This is a genomic window from Bradyrhizobium sp. JR3.5, assembly GCF_054057015.1.
This window is the reverse complement of the sequence record NZ_JBSRYV010000002.1, coordinates 4905472-4930576: the sequence shown is the minus strand read 5'-3', so window position 1 is coordinate 4930576 and position 25105 is coordinate 4905472. Positions and strand designations below refer to the sequence as shown.

Genomic DNA, 25105 nt, shown 5'->3' with positions numbered 1-25105 from the left:
CCATCTCCGCAACGGACTAACGGCGACGCGACCCAAACAGCTCCGCGGATCGGCGTCGCTCTATCCAGGCCACAAGGCGCGACACTGCTGGGCTCCAACCGTGACCGGATGGAGCTCAGAGGCAGGGTTCGGCGAAAGCATCAATCTCGGCAGGGCATCCAGATCGCTCGTCAGTCAGGCTCGCTAACACCTGTCAATCACGCCAACTCACCCCCGTGGACTCACTGCAATCTGAATTCTTCACGCGCGATCTAGTAGCCCAAGTCGAGGTTAACCTCGCGTGTGAGTGGTTTTCCCGTCGCGAACTCTACCAAGTTCTGGGTGCCCCACTCGAGATACCGCTCGAGCACGTCATCCGCATTGTGCGCCTGGTCGATGGAGCCGGTGACATTCGGAAGCTTCTGGATCTCCAGCCGGGGCACCCAGCTGATCGGATAGGTTCTACCGAAATCGTACATCGGCCAGACATCTGCCGCATAGCCGCGCAAGCGACCGGACGTCAGCGCCTCATAAAGAGGCTTCTCCTGCACCAACCCGCCACGGGCGATGTTCACCAGAAAGGCGGATGACTTCATGACCGCCAGTTCAGCCTTGCCGATAACTTGAGAAGTTTCACGCGTATTAGGAATTGCCAAGACTACGTAGTCACACTTTGCGAGCACAGAATGCAGCTCGTCCATACCGTGCATCGAATCGATAAATTCAACCTGCCGCTCCTTGTTGCGCCGTATGCCGAGAACGTTCATGTCGAATGCCTTTGCACACTTGGCGATGAGGCTCCCGATCTCTCCGACGCCAATGATTCCGATCGTACGACCATGCAGCATCGCCGATCGGTACTCGTCTGCGAACAGGGGAAAGAGCCGGCGCTTGTCCCGCGAAGCTTCATTCTTGAAGACGGTCTTCTTCGCGAGAGCAAGCAGGAACATCATCGTCTGCTCTGCACACGCAATCGCATTGGCGCCACGCGCATTCGTCACCTTGAAACCGCGTTGCTTCACGAGCGCAAGTACGCCCATTCTCCTGAGATCGTCAACACCCGTATGCAGCCAGGAAAGGATCTTGAGTTTCTCCGCGATTTCGGGAATTCCGTCCGGAAGCGCAAAGCCGATGAACGCGTCGGCGTCGACGGCGTGGCGCTTCAAGTCCGAGTATGTGCTCTCGAATCGGGAAAAGTACTCGCCTTCCGGTCCCACGACTTCCGTACCGCGTGGCATTTTCTGCTTGATCAAACTGATCTCGGCTTCGGTCGCGTGCCACAAGCAAAGAACTTTCATCTATCGGTTTCTCCCGGATTTTTGGGTGATTTCCGCCGGTTTAATCGACCCCGGCCAACGCATCGTTTCATCGGTGAGGCCAGCTCCGTTTTCCAGCGCCACGTTCAACGACGATCTCATGACCGCGTGCAACCAGTTCCCCAATTGAACCCGAAAATCAGATCACCACGATCTCCCTGGAGCTTGATCGCCCTCGGAACTCCAAGCCGCACGATCGCACTCCTTTCGATGAAGGCCTCTCAAAGATAGTCGATCCTGGTGCACATTTTACGCACGTTGGGGGCTTGGCTGAGAAGAAGACAGGCGAGCAGTCGCAGCTTTGCGCAGACTTCACACATCGTTTCCTGGCGCCCAACGAGATTTCTCGCCATGTACGCGATGGCTGCGCGCGGGGGCAACTGATTGCGCCCGAACCTGATCAGGCGCCGAATTCCGGCCACAGCACGGCCTACGTTAGGGGATTTGGCTTTCAATCCCCGCTATGCTCCTGAAGGGGGCATTACCTGCGATTTCCAAGTCATCTTGGAAACTGTGCCAAGAGCTTGGGCGGAGATCGTTATCCGCGGCGACCCGGCGCTCGAGCCGGGCATGCCGTACTCACTTTCCCTGGAATGTGAGTCGTGATTCAACATCGGGATGGTACCCGAAGCACGAGAAGTCCACCTTTCGAGGAAAGATCGCAAGGTGCTTGAGGCATGTTGCCGTTCGCCGGTGACATTGCAGCGCGATTTGAAGCGGGCACGGATCGTTCTGTTGGCGGCGACCGGGCGCAGCACCCGGTCGATTGCCAATGAGGTTGGGGTCCAGCCGCGGATTGTCAGTCTTTGGCGGCATCGCTATGCGGACCATGGCCTTGAAGGGCTGCAAGACAAGCCGCGGCCAGGCAAGCAGCCGATCTATACGAAGGCCACCGATAAGCGGATCCTGAAAGCTTCTGGATAAGCGGCCGCCGCAAGGGTTCGCCCGCTGGACCGGGCCGCTGCCGGCCGGGGAGTTGGGCGATGTTGACGTACAATATGTCTGGCGGTTCCTGCGCAACCACAAGGTCGACCTCGCGTCTCGCAAGTCCTGGTGTGAGAGCAACGACCCGAACTTTACGGCCAAAGCCACCGTATAGCGCGACAATCTGGATGGGAAGCGCACTTCCACCCTGATTGCCGCGCCGCACCGCCGATGTTGTTGGCCTCTATATCGCCCCGCCGGAGAAGGCCATTGTGCTATGCGTGGACGAAAAGCTTTCGATCCAGGCCCTGGAGCGAGCGCAGGGCTGTCTGAAGTTGCCCAATGGCCGCGCCTTGACCGGCCAGAGCCATGACTACAAGCGGCATGGCACGACAACGCTGTTTGCGGCGCTTGAAGTCGCCACCGGAAAGGTTGTCGCGACGCACTCAAAACGCCGCCGCCGCGTCGAGTTTCTCGACTTCATGAATAGCCTCACCGGCTTTCCAAACCGCCAGCTTCACGTTATCCTGGACAACCTCAACACCCACCAGAAGAACGAGCATTGGCTCAAGGCTCATCCCAATGTGCAATTTCATTTCACGCCGACAAGCGCGTCCTGGCTCAAGCAGGTTGAGGTATGGTTCTCGATCTTGCAAGGGCAGTCGCTTAGCGGCATCTCCTTCACCAGCCTCAAACAGCTCGAGCAGCACATCGATGCCTACATCGACGCATACAACGAAAACGCTGAGCCCTTCGTCTGGACCAAGAAAAAAGTCCGTCAACGCCGCTTCAAAGGCCGCCGTATCACTCAGCTCTGATTCCGGGTACTAGCATGCAACGATATCTGCTGGCGCCCTCGGTGGCGGCTGAGTAGCTCAAGGGCACGGCAAAGTTAGTCCGATCGTCGACGTGTTGACACCCACCATTCGCACAGTGCGGTTGGCGGCCATCTTCGCCGATCGCACCGTCAGTCTTGGTTCTACATCTGGGAGTAGTAGCCGTACTCGCGAACAAGTGCTGGCTGGCCGCGTGCCGTGCGATCGCCATCCTAGGCGGGATTGGCGATCGTCGCGTGCCCCTGCGATTTACGCTCAGCGCAGCCGGATGCTTGCGCCGGCACGCTCCGGACGGGGCAGCTCCGTGTGCAGTCGCGCCAGCTCCAGCAGTCGCTCGCGTACCTTGCCCTGCACCGGTGCGCTCCGTCCGCCGCCGGCGCCGACGTGAATCAGCATCTGCTCGCCGGTGGCCGCCGGCCCGTTACCTCGCTCGCGCGCAATGACGTGAAACACATGAAGACGCTTTTCGTCGGCACCGAGGAGCTGCGTGAGCACCTGGACGCGGTCACCGGCGTGCAGCTCCCCGAGATGGAACAGGTGTGTCTCGACCGTGTAATAACTGCCGGTAGTCGAGAGGTACTCGCCCTCAACGCCGATATAGCGGAGCAGGTTATCCGTTGCGACACTGCAGAGCTGGAGGTAGCGGTTCTCTGTGACGTGGCCATTATAGTCGAGCCAATCGGAGGACATCTCTAGTGTCGGCATCAGCAGCGGGCCGGAACCGTTACTGAGCTGGGGAATGCTGTCGCGCAGCTTTTGCCTCCAGAGCGCGAACGTCTCGCCGACCGCTCGCGCCCCCCCCTCAGACATACACTTTGATCCTTCAGACATGAACGTTGACTTCTCAAGTATGAACATTGAGCTCGAGCTTCTCGCGCATCTCGTCCGGGCCCATCACCCGCACCCCGATGCTGTCGAGGATCTGCGTCGCCCGCTGCACGAGCTCGGCGTTCGTCGCCAGACGCCCCCGAGACAGGTACAGATTGTCCTCCAAGCCCACGCGCACGTTGGCGCCGGCCAACGCCGCCGCTGCGACGTACGGAAGCTGCATCCGTCCGATCGAAAAGGCCGAGCAGACGGCGCCGGGCGGGAGCGCGTGCATCATCGCCATCAGCGTGGTCAAATCGCCCGGCGCGCCATAGGGGATTCCCATGCACAGCTGGATCAGCGGCAGCGTGATCAGCCCCTCCCTGACCAAGTCGCGCGCGATCCACAGGTGACCGGTATCGAACGCCTCGATCTCAGGACGCACCCCGATCTCTTGCAGGCGCGCGGCCATTTTGCGCACCGTCGGATAGGTGTTGATCATAACAAATTCGCCAGCGCCGAAATTCATCGACCCGCAGTCCAATGTGCAGATCTCCGGGAGCAACTCTTCCACATGCACAATCCGCTCCAGGGCTCCCGCCATGTCCGTTCGCGCTGGGTTCGGCGGCAGCGGCGCATCAGGCCCGCTCAGCACCAGGTCGCCACCCATCCCTGTCGTCAGGTTGATCACCGGATTCACATCCGACTTCCGAATGCGCCGCACAACTTCCCGATAAAGCGCCGGATCCCGCGAGCCCTGCCGGGTCTCGGGATCACGAACGTGAATGTGCACCGCCGCCGCCCCGGCCCGCGCCGCCTCGATCGCCGAATTCGCGATCTCCTCCGGGGTCACCGGCACATGCGGGCTACGATCTACGTTCGATCCACTCCCTGTGACCGCACAGGTGATGAACACTTCGGAAATCATTCTCGGCTTCTCCTCTCGCTGAAAGCTTGGCAGTCCCAAATCGGGCAAGACCGGCGACAAGTTTCATCTCGGACCAACTGTACCAGCCCCCAGATCAGCATTTGCCTAATAAGAGTGGTCACGACGCAGAAATTGTGTGCGTCTTGTCCGAAGCGTGGAGTTATATCCTGCAAATCCTGCCATGGTGGCGTGCCCCTCCTATTAGGAACACTACGCCTGCTTCCGGACGAAGGCATGCGGAGCCCACGCCGCAGGCTCTGGCCTTGAGCTTGGCGAGGTAGGCATCGTCCGACACCTCCGCGGCCTATTGGGGCGACGACGGCTTGCCTTAGGGAAACTTCGGTAGGAGGCGCCGTTCCAGCATGGCTCGAAACCGGCACCCGCATGTGTAGCGGCCCTATTGCCCGTCGCACGGACTGAAGGCGCTCGGATCGTCCTGGAGGATGGCCGTGGACTGGTGAAGGCCTGCCACGGCTAGAATCACGCGCATATCCGCTCCGCAGCTGGAGCGGCAGCTCGCGGCCGCGCGCCTCACGTGATGTTCGGCGGTGTGGCGCACGAGCGAACCTACCAGCTTGCGGCGCGCCTCGCGGCGTTGCTGCCTGGCGATCTCCACCACGTCTTCTTCGCCAAGTCCCGGTCGGTGTCCGTCGATATCGCCATGAAGGTGGCGCCACAGTACCGCATCCGCAGGTGCGCGGGCGCTCCCGGCTCCTGGCCTTCCGCGGCAGCTAACACGGGGACACGCTGGCGACGATGACCGTCTGCGACCCCGAGAAGGGCATGCACAGCCTCTTCGCCGAGTTATGTCCGCCCAGCATATCGCCGACCTGCGGACCGACCCGGCAAACGAGGCGGCGCTGGATCGGCGCCTCGCCGAGGTCGCCTCCATCATCGTCGAGCCCCGCATCGAGTGCGCCGGCGGCATGCTGTTCCACGACTACGAGGTGCTGCGCTGTCTGCGCCGGTTGGCCGACAAGCACGACCTGCTGCTGATCTTCGACGAGATCTTCGTGGGCCTCGGCCGCACCGGCGACCTCTTCGCCAGCGCGCGGGCGAGGTCCCCGACATCATCACGCTCTCCAAGGCGCTCATGGGCGGGACGCTGCCTTTGTCGGCGGCGGTTGCGCGGCGACGCGTGTTCGACCGCCACTGGTTCGATGTTCCGACGTCAGCCCTGATGCGTGGGCCCGCCTATATAGCCAATCCGTTCGCGCGCGCCGCAGCCAACGCTCCTCGACCTGTTCGAGACCGGCGCGTGGCGCGCCGAAGTCGCCCACATCAACACGGGGCTTCGCCGTGGGCTTGCGTCCTGCCGTGAGGCGCCTGGGATCGCGGACGTGCGCGTGAGGGGCGCGATCCCTAGTCGAGTTCGCGGCGCCCTTTGCCGTGGGAGACCTCTGCCGCCGTTTCGCCCGCCCGCGCGGCGCTAGCAGCAAGCTAGTGTTCTGTCACTGACATTTGAATCCCAACTTGTCGCGAACATGATTCACTCGCGGCATGGGAAATGACTTGATTGTACTTGATCGCAAGGTTCGCAGGGAACTGGAGCATCTGCTCACCGATGGAAACACGGCTCAGAAGATCGCTAAGCGAGCGAGGATCGTGCTGATGACGGCGGACGGACATGGTGTCGTGGCGATTATGCGTGAGGTCGGGGTTTCGAAGACCACCGTCTGGCGCTGGCAGGACTATTTTGCGGAGGCCGGCATCGGTGGTCTGGTCAAGGGCCGCTCCAAGCCGCCTGGCCGAAAGCCACTCAGCGCTGCCATGAAGCTCAAGGTCGTCGAGAAGACCGTGAAGGAACGCCCCGCCAATGCCACGCACTGGAGCGTGCGATCGATGGCGGAAGAAATGGGCATCAGCCACACGAGCGTGCAGCGCATCTGGGCCGAACACGGCCTCAAGCCGCATCTCGTGCGCAGCTTCAAGATCTCCAACGATCCCGACTTCGTCGCGAAGGTCGAGGACATCGTCGGCCTGTACGTCGATCCGCCGGAGAAGGCGCTGGTGCTTTCCGTCGATGAGAAGAGCCAAATCCAGGCACTCGACCGCACGCAGCCGGGCTTGCCCTTGAAAAAGGGCCGTGCCGGCACAATGACCCATGATTACAAGCGCAACGGCACCACAACACTCTTCGCCGCGCTCGATGTGGCGGCCGGTACCGTCATCGGCGAATGTCTGGCACGCCATCGGGCAGACGAGTTCCTGTCGTTTCTAAAAACAATCGACCGCCGGACGCCCGCACATCTCGATCTGCATCTGATCCTCGACAACTACGCCACCCACAAGACACCGGCCGTGAAGCGCTGGTTGGCGCGACACAAACGCTTCACACTGCACTTCACGCCGACATCCTGTTCCTGGCTCAACCTCGTCGAGCGGCTCTTCGCCGAAATCACTCGCCAGCGCATCCGGCGAGGAACCTTCAACGACGTCACCGAACTCAAGACCACGATTGACGAGTGGATCGAGCATCGAAACCAAAACCCAAAGCCCTTCAAGTGGACCGCCAGCGCCAAATCCATCCTTGCAAAGCACCGCAGAGCCAAAAAAGCGCTCGCGATCGCTAAAGCCGGATGCAAATGAATGAGTCAGAACACTAGCGTCAACACGTCTCGACGCCTGCCGACTCAGTCGGAGTAGACAAAGAAGCGCGCATCGATGCTTTCGCGGGGGCACTCGGCCAGAGAGGACGACGAGTTGAACGGTCGTCCCCTAGATGCGGTGGCATTTGGCGTAATGACGATACCCCTGGCGCATAACTGGCTCCAGAAGAACGCGACCGGCTGAGTCGTCACAGCGCAGGTCGGTCGCATCTTTCTAACGTAGGAGAGGCGACGCCTGCGCGGGCCTCGACTTCTCCAAACGACGTGAGGGTAAGGGAGGCGCTCCCATACGGGCTGCGGCCGTCGAGCGCCAACACCGGTGCGGTTGCGTCTTTAACGGGCTGGCCGTCGGCCTAGTGTCGCGGCGGCTGAGCTTGAGGAAGCTGTTGCCCTGGGGCGAAGCCGCCGGTTTTGGCTACGAGCGCAGTAGGGAAAAGGCGGACTTCTGCACACTCGGCCGCAAGGCCTGCCGCAATAATCGCTCGGTACTCTAGCCCGCGTCCTGAAGGTCTTCGACGAGCTGGCCCTGGCGCACGACGACGGCAGCATCGGGCGCCGCTTTAGGAGTCTCGCCGCCGTACAGCTGCTGATCCTCGACAGCTGGGCGTCGACGGCGCGATCCACTGCAAGGCGCGCCTCGATTTCCTCAGATCGGCAATGACACTTGATTGCGGGAACATTGCAAACTTAGACCCGCACGCTTCAATTTCAGCGATTCTGAGCTCAACATCAGTGGTATATCACCTTGCACGTAAGGTTCTTGCGCCGTCGTTCCGCTTGATGTGACTTTGAGGTGCGTTCGACGGCCACTGCTCAATCGGTGTGACCGCGGAGCCCGCCATGACTAACCAGTCACCATCCGTCCACTGGACCGCCAGCGCCGAGGCTCTGTTGCCGGAGCTAATCGACCTGAGGTGGGCGATCCATGCCGAGCCGACAGTTGGGGCTAGATACGTCGCTTACCACGGCCAAGGCGAAAGGCTCGCTGGTCTACCGCTGGAATACCGCGAAGGGCCATCGACGACGCGTTCTGTCGCGGTGCTGAGAGGTCCGGCGAACGCGGACGCGCAGTGCTGCTTCGAGGCGACGTGGACGCCCTACCGCTCAACGAGGACAACATCCTTTCGTTCAGGTCCCGGATCGCCGGCGCAATGCACGCCAGTGGCCACGACATGCATGTGGCCATGCTCGTCGGCGCCGCCAAGGCGCTCTGCGCGCGTCGCGAGACACCCGCCAGCACGGTGCTTTCATGTTCCAGCCAGGCGAGTAGGGCTTCCGCGGCGCGCGATGCACGGTCGAAGATGGCCTACTCGATCCTCTGTCAGACGCCGCTTTCGCCTTGCACATGACGGCCAACGCACCCACCTCGCGGTCCATTACCTTCTCGTCCAATACCACGCGATTGGAGTGTAGGGAGCAACAGGTCCGAAAATCGCAGCCTTCAGGAGGCGTGCCCAGGTACGCCATAGCGCCGGGGACCTTCTGCAGCAAATATTCATTGCGGTCGAGCGGAAACCTTCCTGCGCGACAAGTTCGCCAGGAACAGTTGATTGGCTGCTCATCGTCGGACCGTAAGGGATTAAGCGAAGTCCTCCGCTCCCATGACCGGCAAGGCGAATTTGCGCCAAGCGGCCTCACCGAACAACTCGCCCGCCACCCGCCCAACCAGATCCACCGCGCACTCGTCGCAGACGGTCACCGGAACCCCGGGATTGATACTCACGTCCGCGTCGGCGCGGTGGGCGGCGGCCACATGCTGCGCCACCCGGTTCAATCTCTCGTGCGCCAGACCGCGCGAGGTCCCCGAGAAGGAGCGGATCGTGGCCTCGATCACTGCCTGCTAGGAGATAATGTTGTTAGTGGTGCCCATGTTGTGGCCAAGCCACTGGTCCTTCCCGCGACCGTGGGAGCACGGCGCGCCCGGCGATCCGCACAAATGGCGCAGGCGTCCGTTCGAAACGCGGGAAAGCAGCCTGGCGCCCAGTGCAGTACTCAACTGGCAGCGAATTTGCTCGAGGAGAGTCGTGGTCCCTTCGTTGGGGCACCACACGGTTCGGGCCTTCGAAGACAGTCCCCTCTCGGCGCCGCCATTAGATGCCCTTTGCCTTCGCGTCGAAGCTGTCGCAAGCCACGCCGACAACAACGTCCCGATCCCGCGTCACTTCCTTCCTTGGTGTGGCGTATCTGTGACGAGCCTCTCACGCTGGGGCGGCCTTAGAGGACGCGCAACTAGGATAATCAGCCACTTCCTACGCTAGGATTGATGGCTGCCATTGAAGTCGTAAGCATCGGGAGTCGAAGTTGCGCTTTCCAGTTGAAGGGTGGCGCACGCATCTCAAGGGAAGCGGGCGATCATGGGCTCATCGCTCGCGCTATGCCGCATAGCGACATTCTTGTATTTGCACCCAGGCTGGTAACGACCACGACGATGCCCGCCTCTGGGACTTTTTCAGTCCTTGACCGCCGAGCTCGGCGTCGTGGTCATCTTCGACGCACGATAACTCGCGCTGGGCCTGACATATTAGCGCCTTGGGTTCGTACGCACAATCCCGCCTTCCGGCGGCCCAAATTCGCCGACACCCAACCGCGAAATGCTGTATGTTTTCTCATCCCGGGACGCGGAAGGTCGCGCCCTCTACCAAAAAAGGCGAGGAAGTCAGGACGATGACGATAGACAAAGCGCCGCAGCCCTTCCCGCGAACCGAGTATCTGCGCAGGATTGCTGCGGTCAAAGCTGAGATGGCTCGCCGAGACATTGATGCTCTCGTCGTGAACTTCGATCGGAACATCGCTTGGCTCACGGGTTACACTGCTCTGTCTGCCTACGTCCCGCAGGGACTTGTTGTTTCGATGTCTGAGGAAGAGCCGACCCTGATCCTACGTAAGATGGACGTTGTTGCTGGCCATTACTTGACATTTCTGGCTCCGGAAAAGGTGATAGGTTATCCTGAAGCTTTTGTTGGAGCCCCGGACAAGGATGGTTATGACGCGATTATAAATTTCCTAGATGAAATTGGCGTCGGAAGCCGCGGTGTGGGTCTTGAATATGACGATCTGCCGCGCCGGGCTCTTGAGAAGTTCAGGGCTCGCCTGCCAAATGCGCGGATATCGGACTTCAGCACCGCGATTGCTTGGATCCGGATGGAGAAGTCAGACCTTGAAATCTCCATAATGAAGGAAGCGGCTGCTATCACCAATGCAGCTATGGTGCGGGCGTTTGAGGTAATTCGTCCTGGCGTCCGGGAGGCGGACGCGGCCGCCGAGATCATCGGAACCCTTGTGCGCGGTATCAACGGGAAGGCGGGGACGAAGCTTGCGAACTTCTTTCTAAACACCTCGCCGCGAACGGGCACGAGTCACATTAGATGGAGCGAGGACGTCTTCCGCCCCGGTTCACATATAAATACCGAGTTTGCCGGAGTGCGCTACGCTTATACCGTTCCCATGGCTCGCACGCTTAGCGTTGGTGAACCCTCTGACCATCTGAAGCGTATACACGACGCCCAGACCGCTGGGTTTGACGCGGCCATGGACGTCATCCGTGCCGGACGCACCTGTAGCGACGTTGCACAAGCGATCCACCGCACCCTTGGCAAGCTGGGCGTGAAAAAGGAATCGCGGTGCGGCTATCCTGTTGGCATCGACTGGGGAGAGAATACCGCCAGTTTCTATGAGGGCGATATGACGGTGCTGAAGCCCAATATGACTTTCCATCTGCATCTCGGCAACTGGGTCGACGATGACTTCGGAGTAATGGTAAGCGATACTATCCGGATCACCGAGAGGGGCGCTGAATTATTGACCGATGCGCCGCGAAAGGTAATCGAACTTCCCGCCTAGAAGAATTAACTCGAACATTTTCCGCTACTCTCGGCGAAGCGCCTCACAATGTTGAGGCGCTTGCCACTTCTAGTTTTAATTTTCTCGAGGCGTACATGGGGCATCAGGTATCGAATCGGGCGCTCGCGCCAGCAACAAACTCGCACTAACATTACAGTTGCATCTTTCTGAAGATTCTGAATCCATGGGCGACCATGATTCGGGATTTGATGATTGGTGGTGCGTCGGTTGAAGATACGCTGACGCTGTGGGCTTCGTCGTTGCGAGATGCCAAGCAACGCATCCGTCCGCTGTTTACGCAGGAGCGGGTTGCGGCCGCGGCGGGGCAGTTTCTCGACGGACTGTTGGGCAACGAGCCGCGCAAGACGGGTTGGATGCGGGCGGAAGCGGCCGGCGATCCAGGCCCGTGGCGCCAGCAGGCGATCCTGGGCCGGGGGCAGTGGGATGCCGACGCGCTGCGCGACATTGTACGTGAGTACGCGCTGGAAACGCTGGGCGATGAGGACGCGGTCCTGGTCATCGATGAGACCGGCTTTTTGAAACAGGGCAAGGCCTCGTGCGGGGTCGTACGCCAGTACACCGGCTCGGCGGGCAAGATCACCAATTGCCAGATCGGAGTGTTCGCCTCTTATGTGTCGCGGCATGGCCATGCCTTCATCGACCGGGCGCTCTACCTGCCAAAGGAATGGACGGACGATCCCACTCGCCTGAAGGCATCGCATGTACCTGATGATGTGGGCTTTGCGACGAAGCCCAGGATCGCGCGTCGAATGATCGCTCGCGCGATCGCCACAAAGGTGCCGTTCTCGTTCGTGGCGGCGGACAGCGTGTATGGCATCGGAGAGATCGAAACCCTGCTGCGCAAGGCGGGCAAAGGCTGTGTTCTGGGTGTTGCGTCCAATCGTGTGTTTCGTTCCTGGAGCAAGCCGCAGCCCGTCGCCGGCACCGCCTCTACGATCGCGCAGTGCCTTCCCAAGAAGGCCTGGCGCCGCCTGCCGTCCGCTGAAGGAACCAAAGGTCCGCGCTGGCACGACTGGGCCTATCTCGAGTTGGCCGATCTCGAAGCCAGCGAATACAACGACGACCTTGCCGGGGAATGGTCTTCTGATCCGTCGCAACATTGCCGACGACAGCTTGGCCTTTTTCTCCCACATGGTGCCCCAAGGGCACGTCCATCCAGAAGCTGGTGTCGGTGGAAGGCCATCGCTGGGCCATCGAGGACAGCTTCGAAACCGCCAAGAACGAGCTCGGCCTGGATCACAACGAAACCCGCTCCTGGCATGGCTGGCATCGCCATGTCGCACTCCTCATGCTTGCCTTCGCCATGATGGCCGTCATCGGGCCAACACTGGGCCATCGCTAAACGCGACCGCGGCCTCAAGCGAAGCATCGTTCTTGATCCGCTGGTCGATCCAGGAAATCCGGCGCATCGCCATGAAGCTAGCCCAGCGGCGCATCCCGCACGCCCACATCCTCGCATGGTCGTTCTGGCGCAGGGCCCATCAGGCGAGCGCGCGCAAAGCCCATCTCAAATGCAAATTGCAACTGTAATGCTAAGGCCTGTTTACAGTCAGCGGATCGCGAGGAACGCAGCGACGAGGTTGAGGAGCCCAGCAAAGCAGGCATCGGTCTTTTCGTAGCGGGCGGCGATGCGTCGGAATGTCTTGAGAGAGCAGAAGAAGTTCTCGACCAAGTGGCGCCATTTGTACATTTCGGCGTCGTGAGGGATCCGGCCAGCGCGATCGGCCTTGGACGGATAACCGCTGCGGCGCCGCGGTCATTGAGGTTGGTGCGCAGCCAGTTGTGGTCGAACGCCTTGTCGCCGATCAGCGCGTTGAAATCGAGATCGGCGATCAAAGGCTCGACGCCGATGCTGTCGTGGCGCTGACCGGGCAACAGCACGAAGCGAATGAGATTGCCGAGGGCGTCGACCAGGGCCATGATTTTGGTGGTCAGGCCGCCACGCGAGCGGCCGATGGCCGGATTTTGAGTCCCCCTTTTGCGCCGGTGCCATGCTGGTGGACCCGGACGAGTGTGCCGTCGATGAGGACATATTCGAAATCAGGATCGTCGCGGAGCGCCTTGAAAACCCGCTCCCAGACTCCCTTCTGCGCCCAGCGCCAGAACCGCGTATAGACGGTGAACCACTTGCCGAACGCTTCCGGCAAATCGCGCCACGGCGAGCCAGTCCGCGCAATCCAAAGAACGGCTTCGATAAAGAGCCGGTTATCACGTCCGCTGCTGCCGGGGTCACCGGCCTTGCCCGACAGTTCCGGCGCGATCCGCTCCCACTGGCTGTCGCTCAACATCAATCGAATCAAGGCCGATCTCCATTTTCAGCCTTGAATCAATTTTCCATCGACCTGGGAATCGCCCGACTATAAACAGGCCTTAGTTAGCGCAAGACCGACCTCTGCGGTACCGAGACTAAGATTTCCGGAGCTGATAGCGTGTGGCCGAGCTGTCGTCGCCACCTCAGCCCCATAGGTCCTATTAGATTGACTCAGCCCACGATCTTGCATTTTAGTCAATGAAGTTGATAGTATGAGGATAAGCGGAGATATTCGTGTAGTGGTGTGTTATTTCCTCATCCACCTTTATGTCCTTTATTGCCACAATACTCGCCCAAACGCCGGACGCTGCATCGGTCACCACACTATCTGTGCATTCGGGTTAAAGGAGTGGTTCGCTATCGAGATCAGTCCGAAAACAACGTAGCCTGTCAGGGGCTCCCCTTTGAGATTCGGATCGTCCCGCACGAAGTAGTACTCAAAGAGTCCAGTACTATCTAGCAGCTTGGCTTGGGCATCATCAAATCCCCAAGTTGGAGCGCACTCAATTACATCTCCAACCTTGAATGGCTTATTTGCAAATACGCCGCGGCCTTTTCGTGGCACAAGCTTGACATACATAACGTCGCTGCGATCAAAGACCTTATCGACCATCGTCGTACTTTCTTGGTGTTGAGCGTTGACCATTTCCTTCATTGTGTTCGCCACTGGCGGGATGGTCATTGTTCGTTTGGCTCCTGGTCGATGGAGCTGCTACCGAGGCTTCGGCCAAATCAAGGTAGCACCGCCGCAACTATGCCTCTCACGACGCCCGCCGGGTATCCGGCACCTCCTCCGTTGAGGCCGGCACGTCGTCGGGATCGACGATCGGGCGCGTCGCCTCTGGGACGAAACTCGAATCATTCATTAACATTCTTGGCAGCCAACACTCAGTTTTGTCAGCGAATATAGATTGTCCCCAAGCTGCCGATACCTACCTAGGAAGATAGCTGCCAATGCGGGTGGGTGCGTGGGCGCGCTCGGCGATCGCAGCGTCGCACTTTGCGATCGCAGCGTCGCGCTCCGTGCGCGCCGCCGCCATCAGCGCCTGCAGCGCGTCGATCTCGGTCGGAAGCTGAGCTGTGATGTCGTCCACATCAACCACTCAAGCTGATTCGCGGGACGTTGTGGCATGCGAAGAGCGGCCTGATTCAATTGGTCGCAGCGGCTCACGATGTCGCTGTCGGCTGTGCAACGTCGTGGACATGCAGACGCGACCAGTCGAGGCCGTCCAGCGAGGGCACATCGAAATATCCCCTCTCGGGAGTCTCACGAATCACCTGCCATCGAAGTTACAGTGTGCGAACCGACGCATCCGTTGTTCGGTCGCACGTTCCGCGTCATTCGCCGCTCGGTTCATGGTGGCGGCATCCCGCTTTCGTACGAGGTCGAATATCGAGACGGTGCCAGCCTTTTGATTCCGGTCGCGGCAACCGAACCACGGATGTCGATGGAGAATCGAACGAAGCTGAGCGTCGAGGCACTACAAGATCTGACCTCTCTGGTTGAGCAGCTCGAACACGATGCCGATCGATCCGAAAGACCTTTGGGCCACGCTGCCAACAGCACTGCAGCGCCAAATCGTCAACGAGGTCGCCGCAGTGCTGGCGGAGGCAAGTCACGAAATCCGAGCTAGTCAAGCCGATACACCTGGCGCGACGGGCAGTCGTGTACATCCGGCAGTCGACGACCCATCAGGTGGTGACCAACCAAGAGAGTCTACGATTGCAATACGCGCTTCGCCAACGCGCGATCGAGCTCGGCTGGCACGAAGCTGGCATCGACGTCATCGACGCTGATCTCGGCATCAGTGGGGCGTCGGCGGCTCAGCGCAGCGGCTTCAAGGAGCTGGTCGGACGTGTTGGGCTCAAGGAGGTTGGTCTGATCCTGTCGATCGACGTGACGCGCCTCGCCCGTAACTGCTCGGATTGGTATCCGCTGCTCGATATCTGCGGACTGCACGGCTGCCTCATCGCCGACCGTGATGGCGTCTATGACCCCGGCAGCGCGAATGGCCGACTGCTGCTCGGCCTAAAGGGGACCATATCGGAGCTCGAGCTCCATACGATACGTAGTCGATTGACGGCGGGTCTTCTCGCCAAGGCGGAGCGCGGTGAGCTTGCGCTCACCTTGCCGATCGGCCTTGTCCGCGATCCCTCTGGCGTCGTCGTCAAGGACCCGAACCTGGAGGTACAGGAACGGCTCGAGCTGCTGTTCGAAACCTTCCTGAAGGTGCGCACCGTTGCAAAGGTCATGCGTGAGTTCAACGGCCGCGGTCTGGAGCTGCCGCGTCGCGATCGTCACGGCGATCTGCATTGGACGCGGGCGACAACATCGGCGGTCGCAGCGATTCTGAAGAACCCCGCCTATGCGGGCGCCTTCGTCTACGGACGGACACGACTGCGCAAACCATCGGACGGAGGATCGCCGACGAAGGAGCCGAAGCCAATCGAACAATGGCGGATCATCGTCAAGGACCGCTATCCTGCCTATATCGCTTGGCAAAGCTACGAGAAGATCAGGGGCATCGTCAGCGACAACCGAGCAGAATACATGCGCACCAAGACCAGGGGTGCTCCACGTGAGGGCGAACTACTGCTGCAAGGCATCGCATGGTGCGGAAGATGCGGTCACAAGATGTACGCTCGCTACAAGGGGGGCGCCGAGTACGTCTGCAATCACCTGCGTTCGCATCAGGGGCTGCCGACATGCCAATACATCCGTGCTCCCCGCGTCGACGCCGCCGTGGCGCAAGCGTTCCTCACGGCACTGGCGCCGGCCGAGATCGACGCGTTGTCGTGCGCTCGTCGCGCTCGGCAACAGACGTACAAAGCAATACGAAGCAATGCCGAGCAGCAGCTGGAGCGCCGGCGCTACGAAGCAGCGCTCGCCGAACGTCAGTTCAACCGCGTCGATCCTGACAACCGGCTTGTCGCCACCGAGCTCGAGCGCCGTTGGGAGGCGGCTCTGAAGGAGGTCCGAGCGGCAGAGGAGGCCCTGGCCCGTTTGACGTCTCCCCAGGCTATCGCTCAGATCACCGTCGGCAACAAGGCGCTGAACGACAAAGTCGTCCGCCTCTCCGGCCGTCTGCCTGAGATCTGGACGGACCCGAGCACGACCGACGCGAAACGCAAGGCGCTGCTGCGCTGTCTCATTGACAAGGTGATCCTCGACCGCGGCGAGCACGACGTCGTCAGGGTGAGGATCGTCTGGCGCGGCGGAGCCGTCACCGAGATCGAGGTAAAGATGCGTGTCAACTCCGTTGCGAATCTCACCCAGGGCGCGGAGATGCGAGAACGCGTGCTCGAGCTCGCCCGCACCAAATTGCACGACGACGAGATCGCTGCCATGTTGACAAGCGAAGGACATCGGTCGCCAACTTGCCCCGACAAAGTGGTGCCGATCACCGTCCAGCGCATTCGCTTGCACGCGGGCCTCAAGGGGCTTACCGAGCAACGTACGCGATGGCGGCATTCACCCGACCTGCTCAGCGCACAGGAAATCGCCGGCGTATTGAACATTCCCGTGAACTGGCTCTACGTTCAGATCAGGCAAGGGCGCCTCTTGATCGATCGTCACCCTTCCGGCGCGCACCTGTTCTCCAATACGTCGCGCGTGATTGAGGCTGTTCGAAAACTACGCAATCATGAGCTCGATCATCTCGATCTCAGAATCACTGAGCCTCACGAGGAGGGGCATTCGCAGCGCGGCGAGCTGCGAGGCGGAGAGCCGCATCACACCATCGCTGATCGGCGGCCAGCGGAACGCGTTATGCTCCAGACGTTTCCACAGCAGCACCAGTCCGGACCCCGTCCCAGGCCAAAATCTTCAAACGGTCTGCGCGCTTCGAACGGAAGACAAAAATCGTTCCCGAGAAGGGATCATGGCGGAGTTGCTCGCGCACCAGCGCGGCGAGAACCGTCGGCCCCCCTGCGGAAGTCGACCGGCCTCGTCGCGACCATGACCTTCACGCCCGCCGAAGCTGCGATCATGTGGCCGCCCTCACGGCCCGCAGCACATCGCGCAGCCATGCCGGGTCGACCCCAGCCGCCGCGCGAACCACCGCTCCGCCAATCTCAATGCTGATCGTTGTCGAGCTCCGCGTTGCCGCTTCCGTGCCCGGCCCAGCGCCACGTAGCTCCGTCACCACCGGAACGAAGAGTGGCGCCTCGTCGGCCGGCAGGCTGAGCACGCCGGCACGCGCCGCCTTGCGCCACACGAAAAGATGTTGCGGCGATATGCCGTGCCGGCGCGCCACCTCCGACACGACCGCGCCCGGCGCATACGACTCCGCCACGATCCGCCCTTTGACCTCGTCGCTCCATCGGCGGCGACGTCCCGCACCGACCTGGATATCCACCCGGCCCCGCGGCCCCGAAGCGTCAACGATATGGTCAACCATATATGCGAACCGTACTGTATGTGACGGCTCGTATCTTGCCGGTCAGCGCGCACCCGACAAGGTGGGGGCAGAGAACCGCTTACGGTTAATCCGGCTCTGCCCAAGTACTCTTCAACTTCCATCTTCCTGTTCTCCGCTGTTGAAAGCGGAGGCACAGAACGAACTATGCCGAACCGACCAAACGCCGGTCAGCGAGAAATCTGGGGAAAACGACCCGACTCGGCATAGTTCGGCGGGCGGCATAAACCTGCAAGCTCAACGACGTCGACCCGTTTGTCTATCTCACCTACGTCCTGACGAGAATCGTCAACGGACATCCAAATCGCGACATCGACTTAGCTACTGCCCCAGGCCTACCGCACTCAATCCCTCAAAGCCGTGGCCTGAAATGACGTTCTGATGTCCGTTGTCAAGGTTCCGAACGCAGAAGCTCGACCGATCGAGGATCGGCTTTTCATGCTGATGTTCGCGCATGGGTGGAGACGGAACTGAAGGACGTCGGTGATCAAGCTCTGATGCGCGGGTTGGCTACCGCACTCGATTGCGCGTCCGAGGTCTGCTCCTATCTTACTTCGGGCGTCGACACTCTTGCCGGCCACAAAGCGTCCGACGGGCATTTCCTCTGCCGTGGTCCCGCCTCCGCCCATGCGCGAACAGAATAGCGGCGCGGATCAGGTTGCGGGCACGTGTGCGTGGCAACCGCCCACATGAAGCCGACCAGTTCACCGATTGCAGTGCTGTAGCGCGATAATCTGGATGGGGTGCGCCAGGCCAAGCTGGCGAGTTTCAGCCGGTGCAAGTCCGGCCTGGGTAAGGGGTAGCGCCCGCCCGGTAGCGAGTGTTGCGACGTGGGAGGTGACGACCACGGCGAAGCGTACACGGCAATCATGTGGGGTGTGGGAGGGAGCCACGATAGTGATAAGATCGCAGGGGCCGAGACGTTCTCATCCGTCGAAGGCAACACGTGCGGAGCCGACAAGCGAGGCACCGTCGCCCTGCCGGGGTCTAGGGCCACATCACGTATGAAAGGAACGCGTCGGAACCTGGGAGGTCTCTTGCCCGGCCGGGTGGCGTCCAGCCACATCGGTCCGCATCGGGAAGGCGAGGAGCCGTAGCCGATGATGAACGGACAGGAGAAGTCTGACTCCGGCATAGTAGCTGGGAAGCCGACGAACAAAGCCGGGCAACCGGCGGCGGAGTTGGTGGAGCCAAGGCCGGGGACCAAGGGGAACGCGGAACAGCAACACATGCATCGGACACAGAGCCGGGCTCGCATGTCCCAGTCGCTGGACCGCGTCCGGAAAGCCGCAAGGCTGAGGAAGAAGGAACGGTTCACCGCGCTCTTCCACCATATCAATGTCGACACGCTGCGGACGGCGTTCTACGCGCTCAGGCGCAAGGCCGCTCCCGGGGTGGATAGGCATGACGTGGCAGGACCATGAGGCAGACCTCGAGCTCCGGCTCAAGGATCTGCATGAACGGGTTCAACGGGGAGCGTACCGGCCGCAACCGTCTCGCCGAACGTTTATACCGAAGGCGGACGGCAAGCAGCGGCCGCTCGCGATTGCAGCTCTGGAAGACAAGATCGTCCAAGGGGCAACCGTCATGGTGCTCAACGCCATCTATGAAGGCGACTTCTGCGGTTTCTCATACGGGTTCCGACCCGGAAGAGGGCCGCACGATGCGTTGGATGCACTGTGCGTGGCGGTCGACAAGCGGAAGGTGAACTGGATTGTAGACGCCGACATCCAGAACTTTTTCGGGGCGGTCAGTCAGGAATGGCTGGTCCGCTTCGTTGAACACAGGGTCGGCGACAAGCGCATCATCCGCCTGATCCGCAAATGGTTCAAGGCGGGCATTCTCGAAGACGGGATCGTGACCGTCGATGACAAGGGGACTCGTCAGGGCTCGGTGATATCGCCGCTCCTTGGCAACATCTACCTGCATTACGTCCTGGACCTGTGGGCCCAGCGCTGGCGACAGCGCGACGCCACCGGCGACATGATCATTGTGCGCTATGCCGATGATGTAATCGTCGGCTTCGAGCGCGAGGACGACGCCCGTCGTTTCCTCGATGAGATGCGCGCGAGGCTTGAGGAGTTTGCGCTGTCGCTCCATCCGGACAAGACCCGCCTGATTGAGTTTGGTCGCCACGCGGCGGCCAACCGCAAGCAGCGCGGGCTCGGCAAACCGGAGACCTTTGCCTTTCTGGGGCTTACGTTCATCTGCGGAAAGTCACGCCAAGGGCGCTTCCAGCTTCAAAGGAAGACCCGCGGCGACCGTATGCGGGCGAAGCTCAAGGACATCAAGGTGGAGTTGCGGCGGCGCATGCACTGGCCGATCCCCCAGCAGGGGAAGTGGCTGAGCCAGACCGTTGGCGGACACTTCGCATACTTCGCGGTTCCAACAAATATCCGAGCGCTCACAGCGTTCAGGTATCGCGTGATCGACCTTTGGCGGCGCACGCTACAGCGACGCAGCCAGAAGGACGGCGCTACGTGGGAACGGATCGCGCAGTTAGCCAACGACTACCTTCCCAAGCCCCGCAACCTTCATCCATGGCCGAGTGTTCGTTTCGCCGTCAAACACCCGAGGTAGGAGCCACGTGCGGGAAAGCCGCCCGCGTGGATCTGTGCTGGGGGCGCTCAGTAACGAGCGTCCCTACCGCGAAATTCTCATCCTGATTGTCGGTACGCACCCGGCCAGCACCCCAGGTAGGCGCGATCTTCCGATGAGGATCGCTCAGGCAGCCACGGCGGCCTTGGACTGTTGGTTCGCCATCCAATTCCAGGGCAGCAGGTCGGCGACTTTGTTGGCGGGGTGATCTGGAAGCCGGGCCAGCACGTCAGCGAGCCAGGCTTGCGGATCGACGTCATTCATCTTGCAAGTTTCGATCAGGGTATAGACGGCGGCGGTACGATGACCGCCAGCATCTGAACCGGCGAAGGTCCAGTTTTTTCTTCCGACCGCCACACCCCGCAACGCTCGTTCGGCGGCGTTGTTCGTAAGACAGACGCGGCCGTCGTCGAGGAAGCGGGTGAACGCTGCCCAGCGGTTGAGAAGGTAATTGATCGCCTTGGCGGTATCGTTCTTGGTGGAGAGTAACGCTCGCTGCTGGCGCATCCAGATTTCAAGCTCGGCAATGAGCGGCCGCGATTGTTCACGGCGCGCGGCAAGCCGTTGCTCCGGCGTTTTTCCGTTAATGCTGCGCTCGATCTCGAAGAGCATGTCGATACGACGTACCGTTTCGCTGGCGATCGGCGCCTCTCCCTGTTTCACCAGGTCGACAAACTTCCTCCGGCCGTGGCTCCAGCAGGCTGCTTCAAGGATCGGAGCCGGCTTCCTCTGGGCCTTGTAAAGCTGGTTGTATCCATCAAAGGCATCGGCCTGCATGAGGTCCACATAGCCGGCAAGATGGCCTTGCGGATGCTCCCCGGCACGACTGCGCGAGTAATGGAACGCCGCTGCCGGCGGATCATTGCCGCCAAACGGCCGGTCATCGCGAACATAGGTCCAGATCCGGCCGGTGACAGTCTTCAGTTTCGCGAGTACGGGCACCGTCGTGTCATCGGCGTGGATGCGTTCGGCGCGCATGACGTGGGTTCGGATGGCCTCAATAATCGGGGCGAGCGCCACCACGCAGGCACCGACGCGATCCGCCAGGGTTGAGACATCGATCTCGATTCCCTCGCGAGCAAAGGTCTTGCTCTGGCGGTTCAACGGCTGGCGAAGCTGGTCCGCCGCGAACTCGATATCGAGCTTCATCCCAGGACGATCGAGCGGGTATTAAAAAAAACTCGCAGGTGAACATTGCCGCGACATCGGCGTGTTCGTCGATCCTGCCGCCGGCCTTTGCGGCCCAGTATGAAGTGCTGCGCGGGGCAGCCCTTGGCGAAGCTTTGCCGCTCAAGGCCCGTAGCGGCCTCATGCTCTTTCTGCACCGGGGCATGTGGGGATGGGCGCAGGCGCTGATCGCAGCAGCAAGCTCTCCTCGAGAACAGCTTTACCCGTCGTCGACCATCTGGCCGGCGCACGGCGGACACAGCGCCGTCGTTCACGTCCTTGCGACAATCGCCACGAGCATCCAAGAGCGGAGAGCACCATGAACGCACACCTCAAAGTCCAGTCTCATCACCTCGAACGCGGCGCCTACCTGTACATCCGTCAATCCTCGATGCGGCAAGTCGTCGAGAACGTCGAGAGCGCCAGGCGGCAATATGCGCTTCGTGGGCGTGCGGTCGCCCTCGGCTGGCGGGACGAGCAGATCATCGTCGTCGATAATGATCAGGGAGAGTCCGGCGCATCGGCGGCCTGGCGCGAGGGGTTTCAGCGGCTGGTCAGCGACGTCGGAATGGGGCGCGCCGGGATCGTGATGGGCCTGGAGGTCTCCAGGCTGGCACGCAACAATGCAGACTGGCAGCGTTTGCTGGAGATCTGCGCTCTCGCCGACACCCTGATCCTCGATGAAGATGGCATCTACGACCCGGCAGGTTTTAACGACCGTCTCCTGCTGGGTCTAAAGGGCACAATGAGTGAAGCCGAGTTGCATGTGATCAAGGCGCGGCTGCGCGGCGGCATCCTCAACAAGGCAAGGCGCGGCGAGTTTCGTTGCCCCCTGCCAACCGGGCTGGTCTATGACCATTCCGGCAATGTGGCGGTTGATCCAGATATGCAAGTCAGGGAGACGATCGTCCATTTCTTCGAGACGTTCTCCCGTGTCGGATCCGCCTCCCAGACCGTCAAGGTCTTTCGCAAGGAAGGCCTTCTGTTCCCATCGCGCCTGCACAACAGTGACACGGTTTTCCGACCCCTGACGGTGTCGACGGCGCAGCGTGTCCTGAGCAATCCGCGCTATGCCGGTGCCTACGCCTATGGGCGGCGACACTATCGGCGCACCATCGACGGCAAGAAGACGGTGCGTGCGCGAGGCAATGACGAGTGGCTGGCCTGCATTCCCGATGCCCATCCCGGTTATATCAGCTGGGAGCAACATCAGGAGAACCTGAAGGTTCTCAAGGCGAACAGCCATGGATATGACGCGGCACGAGCGTCAATCCCAAGAGAAGGTCCGGCGCTGCTGCAAGGTCGGGCCGTGTGTGGGCAATGCGGCAGGCATTTCCGGGTTCGCTACGCCGCCCGGCGTGGTCGGCAGGAAGCCTGGTACATCTGTGATCGCGCCCATACCTATCGTGGGGAGCCCTCGTGCCAGTCGATCGCCGGACCTCCTGTCGATGAAGCCATCGGCAGGCTGATTGCCGAGCAGATGACGTCGGCGGCTGTCGAACTGGCGCTCGAAGTCCGCAAGGAGATCCAGGCACGGCATGAAGAAGCAGATCGGCTGCGCGTTCGCGCGATCGAGCGCGCTCAAACGGAAGCCGATCTCGCCCAGCGCCGTTTCATGCTCGTCGATCCCAATAATCGCCTCGTCGCCGACACGCTCGAAGGCGAATGGAACGAGAAGCTCCGCTTGTTGGCCAGTGCCCGCGAGGAGCGCGAGCGCGGCCGACAGCACGATCAATTCACCCTCGACAAAGCTGTCCACGAGCGGCTGGTCGCAATGACGGTGGATTTCAACAAGCTCTGGACAGATCCGGATACCCCAAACCGCGAACGCAAGCGACTGCTTGCCCACATCATCGAGGATGTCACCCTCATCAAGCTGCCGGCGGAAGGAACCACCAAGCTTCACGTGCGATTCAAGGGCGGCAAAATCCAGACGCTCACCACCATGAGCCCAAAATCTTCCGCGCAACAGGTCAAGACGCAGCCCGGCATCGTCGAACTGGTCGATAAGCTCCTCGACGACCACATCTATTCCGAGATCGCCGAACTTCTCAACCAACAAGGATATCGCCCCGGCGAGGCCGCACGCCGCGGTCGCCACGACGCTCGCTTCACGGCCTTGCGAGTGGCCTATCTCGTTCACCAATACAAGCTGCGCTCACGCTATGATCGCCTGCGGGAACGTGGAATGCTGACAAAACAGGAAGCGGCCGCGCGTCTCAATATCCACGAGCACACCGTTACCAGATGGGCCAAACACCGCCTCATCACCAGCCATGCCTACAACGGGCACTATTGCTTGTACGAAATCCCAGATTCAGATCTGCCGCAAAAGCAATGCAGCCGATGGAACCGTCTTGTTGATCGGGCAGCTGCACGCGTAGAAAATGCCGGCCAGGCAAAACTATCAGCTGAAGATGAAAGGTGTGTAGTATGAATGCAGATCGTTCGTGAACAGACAGGCGCCCTGGCCGTCATGCCAAATCACCTTCAACAGATCGCCGCGCCGGCCCCGGAAGCAGAATAGATGGCCGCTCAGCGGATCGCGCTTCAGCACCTCCTGCACCAGAAGCGCCAGGCTGGCGAAGCCCTTCCGCATATCGGTATGGCCGGTGGCAAGCCACACCCGCACCCCGCTCGGCAATGGGATCATCGGGCCCGTCCACCCGACAGCGCAGCCACCGCTGCCGTCAGCGTCGCGGGATCGACCGCGCCCGTGATCCGCAGTTGCACTCCGCTGGAAAACGCGATCTCGATCGTCCCACTGGTTCCGGCACGAGCCGCCAATGCCGGCGGCTCCGGCGCAACCGAGACTGCCGCAAATTGCACGTCGCTCTCCTGCCGCGGCGCCACGGCTCCCAATGAACCCGCTCGGGCCTGCCGCCGCCAAACCGTCAGCAAATTGGGATGCACATCATGCCGGCGTGCCACATCGACGACGCTCGCCGAAGGGGTCTGGCTTTCCTCAACGATCCGAAGCTTCTCGATCGTCGACCATCGTCGCCGTCGCTCCGGACCCGACAGAATCGAAACCTTGCTCACGTTTGCTCATTTGCTTGCAAATCAATCAGCAAACTATCGCGGGCAAGGCTGCCGCCCGGAAGGCGGTCCTCGCCGGAGGGTTACCATCAACCAAACAATAGCTATCTGTTTGAAACGAAAGTACAAGCGCTTCCGCCATCGGTTGGGGCGCGCTCGCATCTTCCTAGAGACGATCGCTCGCGAGAACCGCAGGCTCTTTGCTCATTGGCAACTCGGTATTGGCGACAAGCTTGCCTGATGGGAGCCGGGTGAGGTGACAGCCTCACGCCCTGGTTCTGCGAGAGGCCGGAGGTGAAATCCCTCCGGCCT

19 protein-coding genes and 6 pseudogenes are annotated in these 25105 nt (G+C 60.9%); 14 read left to right on the top strand and 11 right to left on the bottom strand.

All coding sequences use genetic code 11. The features are described 5' to 3' along the window. Positions 1-251: 251 nt before the first annotated feature. The gene (locus ACVWW1_RS40620; RefSeq protein WP_456659770.1) at positions 252-1277 is read right to left on the bottom strand and encodes an NAD(P)-dependent oxidoreductase; all 1026 of its coding nucleotides are present in this window, start codon (positions 1275-1277) and stop codon (positions 252-254) included. A 636-nt stretch (positions 1278-1913) separates the two neighbouring features. On the opposite strand from ACVWW1_RS40620, the pseudogene ACVWW1_RS40615 reads away from it, so the two are divergent. Further along, positions 1914-3037, top strand: a pseudogene (locus ACVWW1_RS40615) (IS630 family transposase). A gap of 273 nt (positions 3038-3310) precedes the next feature. Here ACVWW1_RS40615 and ACVWW1_RS40610 read toward each other — a convergent pair. Next, complete coding sequence (locus ACVWW1_RS40610) at positions 3311-3865, bottom strand: thioesterase family protein (RefSeq protein WP_456659769.1); 555 nt, start codon at positions 3863-3865, stop codon at positions 3311-3313. Between the two features lie 34 nt (positions 3866-3899). After that, positions 3900-4790 carry a 3-keto-5-aminohexanoate cleavage protein gene (locus ACVWW1_RS40605; protein WP_456659768.1) on the bottom strand — a complete coding sequence of 297 codons (891 nt, stop codon included), beginning with the start codon at positions 4788-4790 and terminating at the stop codon, positions 3900-3902. Between the two features lie 806 nt (positions 4791-5596). On the opposite strand from ACVWW1_RS40605, the gene ACVWW1_RS40600 reads away from it, so the two are divergent. The 3 genes from ACVWW1_RS40600 (at position 5597) to ACVWW1_RS40590 (ending at position 8748) form a co-directional block, all read left to right on the top strand. Beyond that, positions 5597-5971, top strand: a complete 375-nt coding sequence (locus ACVWW1_RS40600; RefSeq protein ID WP_456659767.1) for an aminotransferase class III-fold pyridoxal phosphate-dependent enzyme — start codon at positions 5597-5599, stop codon at positions 5969-5971. A 319-nt stretch (positions 5972-6290) separates the two neighbouring features. Further along, a complete protein-coding gene (locus tag ACVWW1_RS40595) occupies positions 6291-7379 on the top strand; it encodes an IS630 family transposase (RefSeq protein WP_456659766.1) in 1089 nt (362 codons plus the stop codon). A 1090-nt stretch (positions 7380-8469) separates the two neighbouring features. Continuing rightward, positions 8470-8748, top strand: a complete 279-nt coding sequence (locus ACVWW1_RS40590; protein ID WP_456659765.1) for a M20/M25/M40 family metallo-hydrolase — start codon at positions 8470-8472, stop codon at positions 8746-8748. 230 nt (positions 8749-8978) lie between these two features. On the opposite strand, the gene ACVWW1_RS40585 is transcribed toward ACVWW1_RS40590, so the two are convergent. Then, positions 8979-9233, bottom strand: a complete 255-nt coding sequence (locus tag ACVWW1_RS40585) for a hypothetical protein (protein ID WP_456659764.1) — start codon at positions 9231-9233, stop codon at positions 8979-8981. 420 nt (positions 9234-9653) lie between these two features. Here ACVWW1_RS40585 and ACVWW1_RS40580 point away from each other — a divergent pair. From ACVWW1_RS40580 to ACVWW1_RS40570, 3 genes and pseudogenes are all read left to right on the top strand, one after another. Continuing rightward, positions 9654-9821 (top strand): annotated as a pseudogene (locus tag ACVWW1_RS40580) (aspartate aminotransferase family protein); the annotation flags it as partial. A 242-nt stretch (positions 9822-10063) separates the two neighbouring features. Continuing rightward, positions 10064-11239: a M24 family metallopeptidase gene (locus tag ACVWW1_RS40575; RefSeq protein ID WP_456659763.1), complete on the top strand. Its 1176-nt coding sequence runs from the start codon at positions 10064-10066 to the stop codon at positions 11237-11239. Positions 11240-11433: 194 nt separating this feature from the next. After that, positions 11434-12677: pseudogene (locus ACVWW1_RS40570) on the top strand (IS701 family transposase). A 132-nt stretch (positions 12678-12809) separates the two neighbouring features. Here the strand turns inward: ACVWW1_RS40570 and ACVWW1_RS40565 are convergent. From ACVWW1_RS40565 to ACVWW1_RS40555, 3 genes and pseudogenes are all read right to left on the bottom strand, one after another. Beyond that, positions 12810-13548, bottom strand: a pseudogene (locus ACVWW1_RS40565) (IS5 family transposase). Between the two features lie 339 nt (positions 13549-13887). Further along, positions 13888-14253 (bottom strand): hypothetical protein, encoded by a 366-nt coding sequence (locus ACVWW1_RS40560; RefSeq protein ID WP_456659762.1) that lies wholly within the window; start codon positions 14251-14253, stop codon positions 13888-13890. Between the two features lie 250 nt (positions 14254-14503). After that, positions 14504-14665, bottom strand: a complete 162-nt coding sequence (locus ACVWW1_RS40555; RefSeq protein ID WP_456659761.1) for a hypothetical protein — start codon at positions 14663-14665, stop codon at positions 14504-14506. Positions 14666-14866: 201 nt separating this feature from the next. Between ACVWW1_RS40555 and ACVWW1_RS40550 the strand changes: the two genes are divergently transcribed. Then, positions 14867-15205: a hypothetical protein gene (locus tag ACVWW1_RS40550; RefSeq protein WP_456659760.1), complete on the top strand. Its 339-nt coding sequence runs from the start codon at positions 14867-14869 to the stop codon at positions 15203-15205. Between the two features lie 32 nt (positions 15206-15237). Next, complete coding sequence (locus ACVWW1_RS40545) at positions 15238-17655, top strand: recombinase family protein (protein ID WP_456659759.1); 2418 nt, start codon at positions 15238-15240, stop codon at positions 17653-17655. Here ACVWW1_RS40545 and tnpA (ACVWW1_RS40540) read toward each other — a convergent pair. Further along, positions 17558-17971, bottom strand: a complete 414-nt coding sequence (tnpA, locus tag ACVWW1_RS40540) for an IS66-like element accessory protein TnpA (RefSeq protein ID WP_456659758.1) — start codon at positions 17969-17971, stop codon at positions 17558-17560. The genes ACVWW1_RS40545 and tnpA (ACVWW1_RS40540) overlap by 98 nt on opposite strands. A gap of 245 nt (positions 17972-18216) precedes the next feature. On the opposite strand from tnpA (ACVWW1_RS40540), the pseudogene ACVWW1_RS40535 reads away from it, so the two are divergent. From ACVWW1_RS40535 to ltrA, 3 genes and pseudogenes are all read left to right on the top strand, one after another. After that, a pseudogene (locus ACVWW1_RS40535) lies at positions 18217-18363 on the top strand (transposase domain-containing protein); the annotation flags it as partial. Between the two features lie 726 nt (positions 18364-19089). Further along, complete coding sequence (locus ACVWW1_RS40530; RefSeq protein WP_456659757.1) at positions 19090-19413, top strand: hypothetical protein; 324 nt, start codon at positions 19090-19092, stop codon at positions 19411-19413. Continuing rightward, complete coding sequence (gene ltrA / locus ACVWW1_RS40525) at positions 19394-20569, top strand: group II intron reverse transcriptase/maturase (RefSeq protein WP_456659756.1); 1176 nt, start codon at positions 19394-19396, stop codon at positions 20567-20569. Before ACVWW1_RS40530 ends, ltrA begins: the two co-directional genes overlap by 20 nt. Before the next feature lie 144 nt (positions 20570-20713). On the opposite strand, the pseudogene tnpC reads toward ltrA, so the two are convergent. After that, a pseudogene (gene tnpC / locus ACVWW1_RS40520) lies at positions 20714-21703 on the bottom strand (IS66 family transposase); the annotation flags it as partial. 71 nt (positions 21704-21774) lie between these two features. Here tnpC and ACVWW1_RS40515 point away from each other — a divergent pair. Together ACVWW1_RS40515 and ACVWW1_RS40510 are read left to right on the top strand one after the other, a co-directional pair. Then, positions 21775-22077 carry a hypothetical protein gene (locus tag ACVWW1_RS40515; RefSeq protein ID WP_456659755.1) on the top strand — a complete coding sequence of 101 codons (303 nt, stop codon included), beginning with the start codon at positions 21775-21777 and terminating at the stop codon, positions 22075-22077. Continuing rightward, positions 22074-24191, top strand: coding sequence for a recombinase family protein (locus ACVWW1_RS40510; RefSeq protein ID WP_456659754.1), 2118 nt, complete (start codon positions 22074-22076; stop codon positions 24189-24191). Before ACVWW1_RS40515 ends, ACVWW1_RS40510 begins: the two co-directional genes overlap by 4 nt. On the opposite strand, the gene tnpB is transcribed toward ACVWW1_RS40510, so the two are convergent. After that, on the bottom strand, positions 24162-24407 hold the full coding sequence (gene tnpB / locus ACVWW1_RS40505; RefSeq protein ID WP_456659753.1) for an IS66 family insertion sequence element accessory protein TnpB: 246 nt from the start codon (positions 24405-24407) through the stop codon (positions 24162-24164). The genes ACVWW1_RS40510 and tnpB overlap by 30 nt on opposite strands. Continuing rightward, a complete protein-coding gene (gene tnpA, locus ACVWW1_RS40500) occupies positions 24404-24796 on the bottom strand; it encodes an IS66-like element accessory protein TnpA (protein WP_456659752.1) in 393 nt (130 codons plus the stop codon). The genes tnpB and tnpA (ACVWW1_RS40500) overlap by 4 nt, the downstream gene beginning before the upstream one ends. Positions 24797-25105: the final 309 nt, after the last annotated feature.

What these genes read in the sequence shown, in the direction of transcription:
- ACVWW1_RS40610 (WP_456659769.1), bottom strand. Translation starts at nt 3,865, where the DNA reads ATGTCTGAGGGGGGGGCGCGAGCGGTCGGCGAGACGTTCGCGCTCTGG.
- ACVWW1_RS40575 (WP_456659763.1), top strand. Translation starts at nt 10,064, where the DNA reads ATGACGATAGACAAAGCGCCGCAGCCCTTCCCGCGAACCGAGTATCTG.
- ACVWW1_RS40595 (WP_456659766.1), top strand. Translation starts at nt 6,291, where the DNA reads ATGGGAAATGACTTGATTGTACTTGATCGCAAGGTTCGCAGGGAACTG.
- ACVWW1_RS40560 (WP_456659762.1), bottom strand. Translation starts at nt 14,253, where the DNA reads ATGACCATCCCGCCAGTGGCGAACACAATGAAGGAAATGGTCAACGCT.
- ACVWW1_RS40510 (WP_456659754.1), top strand. Translation starts at nt 22,074, where the DNA reads ATGAACGCACACCTCAAAGTCCAGTCTCATCACCTCGAACGCGGCGCC.
- ltrA (WP_456659756.1), top strand. Translation starts at nt 19,394, where the DNA reads ATGACGTGGCAGGACCATGAGGCAGACCTCGAGCTCCGGCTCAAGGAT.
- tnpB (WP_456659753.1), bottom strand. Translation starts at nt 24,407, where the DNA reads ATGATCCCATTGCCGAGCGGGGTGCGGGTGTGGCTTGCCACCGGCCAT.
- ACVWW1_RS40530 (WP_456659757.1), top strand. Translation starts at nt 19,090, where the DNA reads ATGATGAACGGACAGGAGAAGTCTGACTCCGGCATAGTAGCTGGGAAG.
- ACVWW1_RS40600 (WP_456659767.1), top strand. Translation starts at nt 5,597, where the DNA reads ATGTCCGCCCAGCATATCGCCGACCTGCGGACCGACCCGGCAAACGAG.
- ACVWW1_RS40620 (WP_456659770.1), bottom strand. Translation starts at nt 1,277, where the DNA reads ATGAAAGTTCTTTGCTTGTGGCACGCGACCGAAGCCGAGATCAGTTTG.
- tnpA (WP_456659758.1), bottom strand. Translation starts at nt 17,971, where the DNA reads ATGGTTGACCATATCGTTGACGCTTCGGGGCCGCGGGGCCGGGTGGAT.
- ACVWW1_RS40605 (WP_456659768.1), bottom strand. Translation starts at nt 4,790, where the DNA reads ATGATTTCCGAAGTGTTCATCACCTGTGCGGTCACAGGGAGTGGATCG.